Source organism: Pseudomonas syringae group sp. J254-4 (genome assembly GCF_032586855.1).
Lineage (GTDB): Bacteria > Pseudomonadota > Gammaproteobacteria > Pseudomonadales > Pseudomonadaceae > Aquipseudomonas > Aquipseudomonas amygdali.
In genome coordinates, this window is sequence record NZ_JAWHOO010000001.1 from 125486 (window position 1) to 139622 (window position 14137).

The window sequence follows — 14137 nt, forward strand, 5'->3', positions numbered from 1 at the left end:
ACCTATGAGATGACTATCGTAACAATGCTCCGCGTGGTAACGATCATCATCATAGTGGACAGCTGCCGGATCAGATCCGGAAGCTGCCGACCAGTTGCTGCAAGCGGGCCGCCTGCTCTTCCAGCGAGTTGCAGGCGTCCAGGGTCTGACGCAGGTTGTCGACGCCCAGCTGGTTGAGGGTGTTGATATGGGTGATGTCGACATTGATCGACTCCACCACCGAGGTCTGCTCTTCCGTTGCAGCGGCCACCGACTGGTTCATGCCGTTGATCTCTTCGATGCGTCGGGTCACGCTGCTCAGGCGTTCGCCGGCGAGGTTGGCGATGCCTACGCTGTCCTCGCTCTGACGCTGGCTTTCAGTCATGTTGACCACTGCCTCACGAGCGCCGACCTGCAGCTCTTCAATCATCTTCTGCACTTGTTGCGCCGAATCCTGGGTGCGGTGCGCAAGGTTACGCACCTCGTCAGCCACCACGGCAAACCCGCGGCCTGCTTCACCGGCACGCGCCGCTTCGATGGCCGCGTTGAGCGCCAGCAGGTTGGTCTGCTGGGAAATGCTGGTGATCACTTCGAGAATCTGCCCGATGTTGGCGGTCTTGCCATTCAGGCTTTCGATGTTCACGCACGACTCGCTGATCTTGCCGGACAACTCGTTCATGGCCTTGATGGTCTGCTGCACCACACCTTGGCCGTCGCTGGCCAGGCCGCTGGCATCGCTGGACTGTTGCGAGGTGCGTGCCGCATTCTGGGCGATTTCCTGGGCGGCGGCACCCAATTCGTTGATCGCCGCTGCCACGCTTTCAGTGCGGTTGGCCTGCTGGTCGGAGTTGTCCATCGACGCGTTGGAGACCTTGACCACTTGTGTGGCAACCTCGCCCAATCGCGCGGCAGTCGAGGCCACTTCGCGGATCGAGGTATGGATACGTTCGACAAAATGGTTGAAGGACTCAGCCAGTGCGCCGAATTCGTCTTGCGATGTGATGGCCAGACGCTTGGTCAGATCGCCCTCGCCATCGGCAATATCACGCATCGCTCGGCCCATCTGATGCAAGGGTTGCATCAGCACCCGGATCAACAAGCCCAGCAGCAGGATGATCACCATCACCACAACCACCATCGCGGTGATGGCCGAGGTACGGAACTCGGTCAACATGGCGTAGGCGGAATCCTGCTCCAGTACCAGCGCCACGTACCAGTTGGCCGTCGAGACACCTTGAACGGGCGTGAAGGAAATGATCTCCGGCTTTTTACCGGAGTCGATTTCCGTTACACCAGTGGCAATTTTCGGCGTATTGACCGGGTACGCTTCATTGATGTTCTTGAGCACCAGCTTGCTGTCCGGATGCACCAGAATCTTGCCGTCGGCACTGACCAGAAACGCGTAACCATGGCCATCAAAGTTCAGCGAGTTGATGATCTTGGTGACGTTGTCCAGAGCGATATCAGCACCGGCCACACCCACGAACTGATTCTGAAACTTGACCGGTGTGGCCATGGTCATGACCAGCTTGCCGGAAGATGCCGCTATGTAGGGTTCGGTCACAATGGTGCCGGGCGCATTCTGTGCCGCCTTGTACCAGCCACGCGCACGCGGATCGTAGTCAGCAGGGCGATTGGCCGACGGCACCGAGAACATCACGCCATCGGTGCTGCCAAAGTAGCTCAACTGAAAACTTTCGCTGTAGGCAGGCAGGCCGATGGCGCGCTGCAACTGTGGCAGCTCCTTGCCATCCGCGGCGATTTGCTGCGACATCGATTGCAGCAATTGCATGCGGCTTTCCAGCCAGGTCTGGATGTTCTGCGTGGTGAGCGTACCCAGTTGTTGCAGCTCGGACCTGACGCTGGATTTGAGCGACTGACGTTGTCGATAGTCATTGATGACAATGAACACACTGAACGCCACGACCACAATCAATGCGGCGGCGAGAAGAATTTTTTTGCTGAAACCCAGACTTTTCATACGGTTACTTCCACGGCAAAAAACCAATAAGGACGATCTCTGAATCGCCAATCAAACTTCACAACAGTGCCGTCTATTTCACGTTACAACCTACAGGCCCTTCAGCAACCGGAGTCGATACACAAACGCCTGCGGTGTCGATCATCAGGCAGGTTCGAGCACCGAAACCTTACAGAGACGCTTGTATCGCCATATCGGCCGAGATGGACGAGTCCTTGATTATTTTTTTCCAAGCATGCTGAGACCTGTCTCCCACAATCGACGGTGAAACGTGCAGAGCCGGAAAAACTGGCTATGGTGAACTCATCCCCGCCGTGCAGAGGATGGTCTTGCCATGCTGAGTATCGAAAAACTTTTTGACGATTTGCACAGTCTCCCGAGCATTCCCAAAGTGGCTCAGGACCTGATTCTGCAATTTGACAACCCTTCCTCGAACCTGGAAAGCATTGCCCGAAACATCGAGAAAGACCCAGTGATTGCTGCCAAGGTGCTGCGCCTTGCCAACTCGGCGCGGTTTCGCGGCTCGCGAGAATCTTCCAGTATCGAAGACGCGGCCATGCGCCTGGGTTTCAACACCCTGCGCACCCTGGTAATGGCCTCGGCAGTGACCGGCGCGTTCAAAGCCGGGCCGAGTTTTGACCTCAAAGGGTTCTGGCTCAAAAGCTTTCAGGTTGCAGGGATCTGCCGAATGCTGGCGAAACAAACGGGCGTCGACCCTGAAATCGCCTTTACCTGCGGGGTCATGCATAACATCGGCGAACTGCTGATCCAGACCGGCGCGCCCGACGTTGCAGAGCGCCTGAACAACGCAGCCAAGGCCGGTACGCCGGGGCGTGCAGCCAACGAAACCCTGCAACTGGGTTTCAGCTACCCGGAAGTAGGCGCAGAACTGGCCAGTCGCTGGCATCTGCCAGAGCTGATCAAACAGGCTATCGCCTATCAGGCCACACCGCTGAAGGCTCCGGCCGACGCACCGCTGCCAAAGATCGTCGCTCAGGCCATCACCATCTCCGATGCACTGGAAGCCCACGGCGGCGCAACTGCGCAAGCGCAGCTGGCCTGCGGCGGGCCATTGATGGAAGGAGTCGATCTGGACGCACTGTTTGCCGGGCTGCCAGCGGTGCTTGAAGCCGACAAGGCGTTCTCCGACCTGTTGAGCTAAGCCGGCCACTCTCCACGGCTGCAAGAGCGGCCATGGCGTGAGTGCTTCACCCCATGGTCCTCCTCATTTATCTGTATATCCATACAGATAAAACTTGCCCGTAGCGTATTCAACGTTCATCCTTGCAGCCCTTGCACCGGTAATCGACGACGGTAGTCATGCGGCTGTTTCTTTGCGAAAAACCCTCCCAGGCCAAAGACATTGCGGCTGCGCTCGGCGCGACCCGGCGTGGCGACGGCTGCTGGGTGGGTGCCAATGCCACCGTAACCTGGTGCATCGGCCACTTGCTGGAAACCGCCCCGCCCGACGCCTACGATGCGCGTTACAAACGCTGGGTGCTGGAAGACCTGCCCATCATTCCGGAAAAGTGGAAGATGCTCGTCAAGCCGAGAACTGCCAGCCAGTTCAAGGCAGTCAAGCGATTGCTGGGCGAAGCTCAAGAGCTGGTGATTGCCACTGACGCCGACCGCGAAGGCGAGATGATCGCCCGCGAGCTGGTCGAACACTGTCGCTATCGCGGGCCGATTCAGCGTTTGTGGCTGTCGGCACTCGATGACGCCTCCATCCGCAAGGCGCTGGCAGCGCTCAAACCCGGTGCCGATACGTTCAGCCTGTATCACTCGGCGCTGGGTCGATCCCGTGCCGACTGGCTGATCGGCATGAACATGAGCCGCCTGTTCACCCTGCTGGGTCGCCAGTCGGGTTATCAGGGCGTATTGCCAGTCGGACGAGTACAAACCCCGACCCTGCGGCTGGTGGTGGACCGTGATCGCAGCATCGCCAACTTCGTACCGGCACCCTACTGGGCCATCGACGTCAGGCTGTTGCACGACAACCAGGCTTTTATCGCCCAATGGCGCGCACCGTCCGACGCCTGCGACGATCAGGACCGCTGCCTGAATCAACCGCTGGCGCAACAGGCTGCCCAAGCGATGCGCAGTGCGGCCAGCGCACGGCTGGTCAAGCTGCGCACCGAGCGGATTCGCGAAGTTGCCCCACTGCCTTTCGATCTGGGCACCCTGCAGGAAATCTGCTCGAAAAAGCTCGGGCTCGGGGCGCAGGAAACCCTTGATATAGCTCAGTCGCTGTATGAAACCCACAAGGTCATCACGTACCCGCGCAGCGATTGCGGTTACCTGCCGAACAGTCAGCATGGCGAAGCCGCGGGTATCATCGCAGCGCTGTGCAAGGCAGACGCGACGCTGGCCAGCCTGTCGCCGCACCTTGACCCGCAACGCCGGTCGCGGGCCTGGAATGACGGCAAAGTGACAGCCCACCACGGCATCATTCCCACTGCTGCCGTGCGCGGCGTCGAGCGTCTGACCGGCAAGCCGCGAGCGGTGTACACCCTGATCAGGGCGCGCTATCTGGCGCAGTTCCTGCCCAACCACGAATACGACCGTACCCAGGCCGACTTCGACTGCGCAGGCCATGCGCTGCGGGCGGTCGGCAAACAAATTGTCGAGCCAGGCTGGAAACGTGCCATGCCCGAGGCACTGGCACCGGCCAAGGGTCGCGAAGCGCCTGCGCCGCAGCCGTTGCCGGCATTGTTTCAAGGCTGCGAGTGCGCCGTCGCTGAGGTCATCCTCAAGGACCTCTGGACCCAACCGCCCAAACCGTTCACCGAAGGCGATCTGATCAAGGCGATGAAAAACGTCGCCAAACTGGTGGAAGACCCACTGCTCAAGCAAAAGCTCAAGGACACGACCGGCATCGGTACCGAAGCCACCCGCGCCGGGATCATTCAAGGCCTGCTGGATCGTGGCTATCTGACCAAACTGGGCAAGGCACTCTGCGCAGCGCCCGCAGCGTTCAGCCTGATAGACGCCGTTCCCCGCGCCATCGCCGACCCCGGCACTACAGCGATCTGGGAGCAGGCACTGGACATGGTACAAAGCGGCGAAATGAGCCTTGAAGAGTTCGTCGCCAAACAGGCAGCGTGGATGAGCAAACAGGTCAGCCGTTGCGTCGGCATGCGCATGAGCATCAGCGGCCCGGCCAGCCCGGCAGGCGTTGCGCCGCCCTGGAAGAAAAAACGCAAAACCGCGAAGCGCAGCGCTGCTACGCCCTCTGCTGCAACGGGCACTACGACGAAAAAACCGCGACGTACAGCCAAACCGGCGGCCAGATGACTGGCTCATATACAACCCGATCAGCAATTGCATCGTCGGGTGTTACACACTCAAGCGTTACAAACAGGTGTTACAACATGTCAGACCGAGAGCTCATCGTTCCGCCCACCATGCAGTCGATCATGGACCGCGCAGGCTATGCACCCGCAGTCAGAGTCGGCGACACCCTTTACTGCGCCGGGCAGGTGGGGCGCACACGGGAAATGGAAGTCATCCTCAACCCCGAAGCGCAGTTCATCGCCTGTTGGGAAAACCTGCGCACGGTACTTGCCGAGGGCGGCTGCACGTTCGACGACATAGTCGACATGACGACTTATCACGTAGCCATGAGCGAACACATGGCAGTGTTTCGTGACGTGAAAAACCGTATCTTCCCGCGCGGCCAATGTGCATGGACCTGCATCGGTGTTGCCGAGCTGGCGCATCCCGGGCTGCTGCTGGAAATCAAGTGCATCGCGGTCAGGCGCAGCGCCTGACATCGCGATCAGTGGCTTGAGCGCAACGGGATCTCCTGGCGCGATGACTCCGCCTGGGCACTGCCCAGACCAACCATTTCGTCGTGAGCCACAGCCTGGGTCAGGAACAGCTTTACATCAGATACCGAGGAAAGCACCTTGCGCGCCTCTTCCACCGAGGCAACATGCAAGGTTTTGCCAGTCGAGTCTTCCACCGGTACAGACTTGCCGTCCAGTTGCGCATGGAGCACATAGGAACCGCCCTCGATGGAGATCAAATCGAGTTCACGAACCTTTTTATCCTTCGCATGTTTTGTCAGATCTTGAATGTTCAAAGTCACACCTCCGGTGGCGTTCTGAAAATCAGCGCCTTGTAGAAGTGGAGCTTTTACCGGCGCGAACGTTCAGTCGTGTTGCAGGACTTATCGGCGCAACAATAACGCTGCCTTCACTTGCCCAGCAACAGCGCTGCGTCGAAGCCCATCCGCAAGTTGCCCCAGTGGCGCCCCTCGAAAAAGAACGGCACATCGATTTCGGTCATGATCTCGCCGGTATCACGCAGGTAGGTCTGCAACAGAAAACGTTGCTGGTTGCCCGCTGCACGCAAGCCTATCGGGTCGGAGAACATGCGTTTGTTGCGGCACACCGGCAAGTCGACGGTACGGTCGCCGGTCGGTTTCAGTGACACCCAGCTGTTGTTGACCGGGCAGTAACCTTTGTTATCCACGATAAAGGTGACCTTGCCGCCCCGGGTGCCCTTGGTCAGCTTGTCGCACTCTTCCTGACAGACTTGTGCGAAGCGTTCTGTGTAACCGGTCATGTACTGCTTGGGGTCGGTGCCGGGAATCAGCTTGTAGCTCTGATCGAACAGATTGACGCCTTGTTTGTGCAGCTCGGCCAACCGCACCTGCAGGATGTCCCGGCACTGACTCGCGCGGGTAATGGCGGCGTCCAGCTCGCCATGCCCCAGCACGAAACGCCCCAGCAGCGCCTGCACTTGCTCAGCCACACTGGACAGATCCCGAGTAGCCGTTGCGGAGTGCTGCATGCGCTGATCGATGGCCTGGCTATCGGAATAGATCCGCGTTACCCGTTCATTGATCCCCGTGTTGGTAGAGGCGAACTGCTGAATGTGTGCAGCGATGTCGGCGAGCTTGTCGTTGGTCGACTCGAAATCGCCGATCATGCTCTCGAAATGGCCGGATGCGCGCTCCACCACCAGTTGGGTTTCACGGGCGCTGTGGCTGATCTGGATGGTCTGTTCGTGTGTGGAGCTGACCTCCTGAAGCATCGCGTCGATGTTGCGCGAGATGTCGTCAGTGGCTTTGCTGACGTTTTGCGCCAGGGTGCGCACCTCATCCGCCACCACAGCAAACCCTCGACCGCTTTCACCGGCTCGCGCCGCTTCGATGGCGGCATTGAGCGCGAGCAGGTTGGTCTGCGAGGATATTTGCTGGATGAGCCCGACAATCGACTTGATGCTCGAAGAACGCTCATTCAAGCCGGATACCAGCCCACCGAATTCATTGAGACTGCTGGATATCTGGCTGATGTTTCCAGTCACCTCCAGCAATTCGGCATAAGAGTCGCGCGCCATGCTCAGGTTCTGCGCAGTGGTCGTGGAAATGCCCTGCGTCTGCTGCGAGACGTCCTCAATGCTGCCCACCGCCATATTGCTCTGGTCCATCACCTCTCTGGCGAAACGCGCCTGATCGGTCGCGCTGTCGCTGGAATCACTGATGTTTTTCAGCGAGCGTGCCGATTCGACTGCGATCTGCACAGTCAGCCCCTGAATGCTACTGATGATCTCGCGCTGTTTGGCCAGAAAGAGATTGCAGGTACTGGCCAGCCCGCGAATTTCATCATGTGTGAGCAGCGGCAGATCCCTTGATAGATCACCTTCGCCACTGGCGACCTCTTCGAGCGCGCGAGTCATGGACATCACCGGACGCACGATCAGGTGGCGGAAATACCACACCATGAAGCTGACCATGACCAGCGTGAACAGGGTGCTCAGCAGAATTGCGTTGCTCAGCAGATCGAGCTGACTCTGGATCACGCCCAGCGCGGCAGGGTCCGTTTGCGTGCCGCGCAATTGCAGCATGATGTCGGAACGAATGTTCAGCGCCACCCAATACAGCAAGGCGCTGACCAGGACCAGCAGGAAAAGGCTTGATAGCTTCTTGGTCAGCGTGTTGAAAAACTGCTTTTCAACTGACTCGTATAAGGCCTTTAACGTCTGCATGTCGCTGCTCCTGGGGTGGAAAGTGATTCATCCACGAAAATTAACGCTTGTCGGTACCGAAGATTCAAGGGCTGAACCGGCCAATACAGGCCTGTGATGAGCCCTGCGCGACTCGACCGAGGGTCGAATGCGCCGGAGAGTACTGCAGGTTGGGGCTATTTGATATCAAAGACGGAAACGATCCACCGATTGCGAAAGCTGTCCGGCCATTGCCGAAAGTTCATCGGTAGTGCTGGCGGTCTGCCCGATGACCCGGCTATTGCCCTCGGACATACTGGCAATCATCTCCACCTGGTGAGCGATTTCGTTACTGGCAAGGCTCTGTTCACCAATGGTGCGAGTGATGTCGTTGACCAGCTGTGTGGTGCTCAACGTGGCCTCTAGTATCTCGCTGATCGAGCGTTGCACCTCGGCAGTGACGGCCATGCCCTTGTCGACCTGGGCAACGCCTGCTTCCATGCTGGTCACCGCCTCCCGGGTACTTTGCTGAATACGAGCGACCATCGCGGTGATTTCCTGAGTCGAGGTACTGGTGCGCCCCGCCAGATTGCGAACTTCATCGGCAACCACGGCAAAACCCCGACCCTGCTCGCCAGCGCGTGCAGCTTCAATGGCTGCGTTAAGCGCCAGCAGGTTAGTCTGATCGGCAATGCCCTTGATCACCTGAATGATATTGAAAATTCCTTCCGAGTCCTTGTCCAGCGTACGGATCACCTGCGCTGACAGCTGCGCCGAGCGGGCAATGCTGTCCATGTCACTGACCACCTGATGAATCACCCGGCCACCATTTTTCGCCAGTGTCTCAGCCTGATTTGCCATCTCCAGTGCGTGCCCGGCATGCCGGGTGATTTCTTCGATGCTCGCCGTCATCTCGCTGGTCGCTGCCGACATGGTGCCCGCTGCCGAGCTCTGCTGCCGACTGCTGTCGGCCACTTCATGGCAGCCACTGCTGAGCTGGCGGCTCATACCACTGACGCCATGCGCGTTGCTGCGCACCACTTCGATCATCCCGCGCAGGTCGCGCTGCATGACCGCCAGACTGCGAATCAGCATGCTGGCCTCATCACGGCCACGGGGCTCGTTGATAGGTTCACTGAGATTGCCGTGAGCAATGCTGTCGGCAATGCGGCTGGCAGAGGCAAGAGGAATCATGATGCTGCGGGTTACCCAACGGCCCTGAACCAGAAGCAGCAGGATACTGGCCACCAGCACCACAACCAGAGCGATGTTGGCGCTGCGGATTGCCTGACGGGCACCTTCGCCGCTTGCCTTGAAATTCCCCTCGATCAGGTCGCTGAGACTGGACATCTGCTCTTCCAGTTGCGTGAAGGCGCTGGTGAACGTGCCCAGTTCCTGTTGCGCTCGCTCCGGATTATCCAGAGCCAGACCGACAATACGCTCGCCACTGGCAATATAGGTATCGAGGCTCGGCTTGATCCTGTTCAGCTCCGCCTTGATCGCTTCGGTGATGGGAAGTTTGAGGTTATCGTTCAGCACAGCGCGAAAATGTGCAGCATGTTCATCAAGGGACTTCTGCACCTCTTCACGCGTGCTGTTGCTTTTGCCCAGGCCGACCAGCATCGCCGACAGCACATCGGCACGCAGCGCATCGTGCATCATGTCGGCTTCCAGATGATTGCTGAGCGCGGTCATGCTGACCTCGCTGTCGATCATCGCCGTCTCCGTGCGGGTATTGCCCACATAGTTGACCAGGCTGATGATCAGAACCGTCAGCACGCTAGTGCCAATCAACAACAATAGACGTAGCTTTATCGACATCCTGATGTCCCCTGCGATCAGTGAAATAACATGAACTGCGGAGTGCTCTTATTCAGAGCTTATCGACGCCTGTTACCCGTAACTTGAACCCGTTTACAGTTTTTTACCGTATGAGTGCCCGCGAACGATCGATTACCCGGCCTGACGTCGACCTGTAACGCGGCTATGGTGAACTGTAATGAACTCACGCCCACCGCAGGAGCCAACCAAGTGCCTGACAAAAAGCCCGCTATCGACCTCGCCTACCGACCACGTCTCGCCGACCTCAAGCCACTGCTCCCATCGGCCGAACTGCTTGCACCGCAGCCTGTTGCATCGCCACGTACCACACCGGCGAGCGAATTGCAGAAACGTAAGGGGTACGTCGAGAATTTCCTCGGTGACTTCGTCGTGCCATGGCCTTCGACCGACGCGGAGCTGGCACCGGATGTCTACCCACTGGACAACGCCGGAAATCGCCTCGATTACACCCACTTTTCAATCACCATGTCGCGCAGTCGGCGTCTGGCCCTGTATGTCGGTGTCAATATCGACGGTGCCAGCAGTGTCGAGGTCAAGCGTGGCAAGGATTCGTGGTCCTTTGATGGCAGGCTGCCTGCCGAGGCGCAGATAGGCGAAAGCCTGTACGCCGACAATCTGCTGGATCGCGGTCATCTGGTCAGGCGTCAGGACCCTAATTGGGGCAAGGAAGCCGAAACGGCCAACAGCGATACCTTTCACTTCACCAACTGCTCACCGCAGATGGCCGCCTTCAATCAGAAGACATGGCTGGAACTTGAGGACTACATCCTTGAGAACACGCGTCGCTGGAAATCCCGGGTAACCGTTTTCAGCGGGCCTGTGCTGCGCGATGACGACCGCAGCTACCGCAACGTCAAGATCCCTTCGGCATTCTGGAAGGTCGTGGCGTTTCTTGGCGACGATGGCAAACCTTCGGCCAGCGCCTACATGATCGACCAGAGCAGCGAGCTGGGTAAGCTGGAGATCGTATTCGGTCCACTCAGAACCTGGCAGCGCAGCGTCCTGCAGATCGAAAAACTCACCGGCATCAGCTTCGGCGACCTGGCCAGCTACGACGGTTTCTCCAACGAAGAGCGCCTGACCGGCACACGCATCGAAGCACAGATTCGCGGGCCGCAGGATATTCGGGTCTAGCGCTTTATAGACAAGCCCTGAGATACCCTGGAGTGGGCCCGTGCCCGGAAGGCGTGACAGCTTCCGGGCTGATTGGAAAATGTGTCCAACGCTGAGCGCTCCGCGTGCGGATCACTGGAGCAACAGTCAGCCCACACCGCGGCCTCACTCGAACTGCTGGCGATTCTCCGGGGTGATGAGTTTGAACGGCACCCAGATGACCGGAGATGCCAGTGTTTCGCCACGCGCCATGCGCATCGCGGCATCCACTGCGCCGTTGGCCTGCCCGACCGCGTCCTGAAACACGCTGACGGCCATCTTGCCCTCGGCCATCAGCTTCAAGCCGTCCGGGGTGCCGTCGATGCCGCCCACCAGATAATCCCTGGCATTCTTACCGGCCTTTTCCAGCCCCATGATCGCACCGATCGCCATTTCGTCGTTGTTGGCCGCGACGATAGAGAAGTCCACACCCTGCTTGACCCAGTCAATCACGATTGTCGCGGCCTGGCTGCGCTCCCAGTTGCCGATTTTCTTCTGCACGACCTTCATGTTCGGGTACTTGGCGACCACCTTTTCCACGTCCTCGGTGCGCATGACCGACGACTTGTTACTCGGGTCGCCCACCAGAATCACCACATTGCCCTTGTAACCGGCACGACGGGCCAGCTCTTCCATTTGCAAGGTGCCGGACTCCAGCTCGTCAGAGCCGACAAATGCCGTCAGCGCCGGCCATTTGGCAGGTTCGGGATTGCGGTTGACGAACACCAGCGGAACCTTGGCCTCATTGGCCAGACGCATCATTTCCGCTGCGCTTTTGCCGTTCACCATCGCGACAACGATGGCGTCGACTTTCGAATTGACCAGATTGCGGAATTGACGCATCTGCAACTCCACGTCGTCCTGGCCGTTCTCCATGAAGATGTCGGCATCCAGCAGCGCCACCTGCTTTTCCACCCCGTGGCGCAGAATGGTCTGGAAATTGTCGTTGTACTTGGCCATGCCCACACCGATCAATGGCGTGGCAGCCTGTGTCAGGCCGGCGACCAGCAGGCTCGCACTCAGGGAAATCGATAACCACTGTTTCATGTTCTGACTCCCGGGCATCAAACGCTGAAATGATGGAGCAGCTCGCGCTGATCCCTGGCCATTTTCGACAGGTCCTGACTGCTGCTCGCAGACTGTTCGGCACCGTCGGCGGCCTGCTGGGCAGAATCGTTGATGTGCGTGACCATGCGACTGGTTTCCTGCACCGTAGCGCTTTGCTGCTCGGTGGCAGCTGCGATCTGGATGTTCATGTCGCGAATCGTGTCCACCGCCTCGCCCATTTCCACCAGTAACTGGTCGGCACCGGAAGCCAGCGTCACGCAGTGATTGGACTGGATCTGGCTTTCGTTCATCACCTGCACAGCCGAGTGGATCTTGCTCTGCATCTGGCCGATCATTTCCTGAATCTCGCTGGTCGAGGTCTGGGTGCGGCTGGCCAGCGAACGTACTTCATCGGCCACCACCGCAAAGCCCCTGCCCTGTTCGCCCGCGCGTGCCGCTTCGATGGCCGCGTTGAGCGCCAGCAAGTTGGTCTGCTCGGCAATGGTACGAATGGCATCGACAATACCGTCAATGTTTTGCCCGTATTTCTGCAGCTCGTCGGTGACCGCAGACGCCTTGTTGACCTGTTCAGCCTGCTGACGAATGTTGACGATGGTTTCAGCCACGCGCTTCTGCACCTTGTTGGTCAGTTCGCTTGTGCTGTCCACCGCGCCACGTGTGTCCTGAGCACGACGGGCCACTTCTTCCACCGTGCTTTCCATTTCATTCATGGCCGACGCGGCAGAATTGAGACGGTCTTTCTGCTCGTCGACCACGCGGGTGGTCTGCTCACTGATCTGCGCGTTCTGACTCGCAGTCAACGCCAGGGTGTCGGCAGAGCCGATCAACTGCCGAAACGTCTGTTGCAACGACTGGGTGAATTCATTGAGGTAACCGCCCAGCTCGCCGAACTCGTCGCGACGGCTGACATCGAAACGTACCCGCATATCGCCACTGGTGAGGGTCTTGAGCACCTCGCGAAACGCCGCCAATGGACGCCGAAGGCTGAAGGCGACCCAGGTACCGATGACTGCCGCTGCGATTACCGCCAGCAGACAAGCGATCAGCAGCAGGCTGAGGCCGGTGGCGATGGTCGAATCTGCACCCGCCTTGGCCTCATTGGCCACCGCCAGTGACTGATTGCCGAACTCGCCGATCTTGTCCAGTGTTGCCTGAAGACGGGTTTCCGCTGCCTGGCGCTGTTTGCCGACCTGCTCGGCGAGCGCCGCTTCCTGCCTGTAGGCCTGATAAACCCCGTCACTGCCGGTGAGGTCGTTGAGCAGGCGGTTGACCATCACACCAGCGATACGACCGCCGCGTGGATCTACTGCCGTCAGTTCGCGCGCCCGAGTACTGATTACCTCATCCTGCAGGTTGAGCACACGCTGCAAGGTCTGGATATCCGGCGTCGCCGCATGAGCCGCCAGCCCTTCGTAGGATTTGCCGACTTCCAGCAGCAGCTTTTCACCTGCGGCCACGTTATCCGCAGCCCCTGCACTGCGCTCGCGGGCAATGTAATCACGAAGATAACCGGTCAGCTGTGCGCCCTGGCTGCTGCTGTAGCCCTGCAATACCCGGCTCTGGAGTGACTGCAAAACGTGCTGTCGATGACTGGCAATCAGGGTCTGCGCCTGTTCGGCATAAGCCGCGCTCAACTGACGCTGCTGATTCAGGTTGTCGCGCAGTTCAGCGCGGTCGCCGATATAGGCAGGCGTGCTGTCCAGCAACTGATTGAATCGGGCCATGCTGTCGTTGAAGGGCTGCTTGCCATCGTCAATCTGCTTGGGGTCAGTGCTGACCAGAATCCCGAGCAGTGCCTGATTGGCGCGCAGCACATGTACGTAAAGCTCGCTCGCCGCCCTGCTCAAGGGTGCCGACTGCCCGGTAATGATGCTGATCCGGTCGCTTATGGAATGGGTGCTTTGGTAGCTGATACCTGCCATGGCGAGCAGCAGCACAACCAGCACGGCAAACCCACCGATCACTCGCTGAAGAATGGTCATGGCTATCCTCTTTTATTTTTATTGCGCCGAATCTGATCCGGGCCTGCGTAGAGAACGTCAGTCCGGAAAATGATCGGAGCTCAAGAGAGAATGTCGGCCGGGCAGAAGGCGACTTGAGGCATGGTTCACATTATCTTTATCGAAAAAAGGGCCGCCTGACCTGAAAGATCACGCAGCCCTT

The 14137-nt window shown here is 58.9% G+C and carries 10 protein-coding genes and 2 pseudogenes; 4 read left to right on the forward strand and 8 right to left on the reverse strand.

Annotated elements, in window-relative coordinates; genetic code table 11:
* Window positions 1-70: 70 nt before the first annotated feature.
* Window positions 71-835, reverse strand: a complete 765-nt coding sequence (locus tag RYB09_RS27090; RefSeq protein ID WP_371875234.1) for a methyl-accepting chemotaxis protein — start codon at window positions 833-835, stop codon at window positions 71-73.
* Between the two features lie 93 nt (window positions 836-928).
* Window positions 929-1960 (reverse strand): annotated as a pseudogene (locus RYB09_RS27095) (cache domain-containing protein); the annotation flags it as partial.
* Between the two features lie 334 nt (window positions 1961-2294).
* Here RYB09_RS27095 and RYB09_RS00565 point away from each other — a divergent pair.
* The 3 genes from RYB09_RS00565 (at window position 2295) to RYB09_RS00575 (ending at window position 5730) form a co-directional block, all read left to right on the forward strand.
* Window positions 2295-3122, forward strand: coding sequence for an HDOD domain-containing protein (locus tag RYB09_RS00565; RefSeq protein ID WP_316887114.1), 828 nt, complete (start codon window positions 2295-2297; stop codon window positions 3120-3122).
* A 158-nt stretch (window positions 3123-3280) separates the two neighbouring features.
* On the forward strand, window positions 3281-5254 hold the full coding sequence (locus tag RYB09_RS00570) for a DNA topoisomerase III (protein WP_122281716.1): 1974 nt from the start codon (window positions 3281-3283) through the stop codon (window positions 5252-5254).
* A 77-nt stretch (window positions 5255-5331) separates the two neighbouring features.
* Window positions 5332-5730 (forward strand): RidA family protein, encoded by a 399-nt coding sequence (locus RYB09_RS00575; RefSeq protein WP_058407567.1) that lies wholly within the window; start codon window positions 5332-5334, stop codon window positions 5728-5730.
* Between the two features lie 8 nt (window positions 5731-5738).
* Here the strand turns inward: RYB09_RS00575 and RYB09_RS00580 are convergent, their stop codons facing one another.
* The 3 genes from RYB09_RS00580 to RYB09_RS00590 all read right to left on the reverse strand — a co-directional run bounded on the left by RYB09_RS00580 (window position 5739) and on the right by RYB09_RS00590 (window position 9733).
* The gene (locus tag RYB09_RS00580) at window positions 5739-6050 is read right to left on the reverse strand and encodes a DUF6482 family protein (protein WP_029240937.1); all 312 of its coding nucleotides are present in this window, start codon (window positions 6048-6050) and stop codon (window positions 5739-5741) included.
* 107 nt (window positions 6051-6157) lie between these two features.
* Window positions 6158-7954, reverse strand: a complete 1797-nt coding sequence (locus RYB09_RS00585; RefSeq protein ID WP_316887115.1) for a methyl-accepting chemotaxis protein — start codon at window positions 7952-7954, stop codon at window positions 6158-6160.
* Window positions 7955-8119: 165 nt separating this feature from the next.
* A complete protein-coding gene (locus tag RYB09_RS00590) occupies window positions 8120-9733 on the reverse strand; it encodes a methyl-accepting chemotaxis protein (RefSeq protein WP_058400257.1) in 1614 nt (537 codons plus the stop codon).
* A 210-nt stretch (window positions 9734-9943) separates the two neighbouring features.
* Between RYB09_RS00590 and RYB09_RS00595 the strand changes: the two genes are divergently transcribed.
* Window positions 9944-10888 (forward strand): DNA/RNA non-specific endonuclease, encoded by a 945-nt coding sequence (locus RYB09_RS00595; protein WP_058400256.1) that lies wholly within the window; start codon window positions 9944-9946, stop codon window positions 10886-10888.
* Between the two features lie 144 nt (window positions 10889-11032).
* On the opposite strand, the gene RYB09_RS00600 is transcribed toward RYB09_RS00595, so the two are convergent.
* From RYB09_RS00600 to RYB09_RS27105, 3 genes and pseudogenes are all read right to left on the reverse strand, one after another.
* Window positions 11033-11953, reverse strand: coding sequence for a substrate-binding domain-containing protein (locus RYB09_RS00600; protein ID WP_058400255.1), 921 nt, complete (start codon window positions 11951-11953; stop codon window positions 11033-11035).
* A 17-nt stretch (window positions 11954-11970) separates the two neighbouring features.
* Window positions 11971-12684: a methyl-accepting chemotaxis protein gene (locus RYB09_RS27100; protein WP_369812062.1), complete on the reverse strand. Its 714-nt coding sequence runs from the start codon at window positions 12682-12684 to the stop codon at window positions 11971-11973.
* A 141-nt stretch (window positions 12685-12825) separates the two neighbouring features.
* Window positions 12826-13956: pseudogene (locus RYB09_RS27105) on the reverse strand (HAMP domain-containing protein); the annotation flags it as partial.
* Between the last annotated feature and the right edge of the window lie 181 nt (window positions 13957-14137).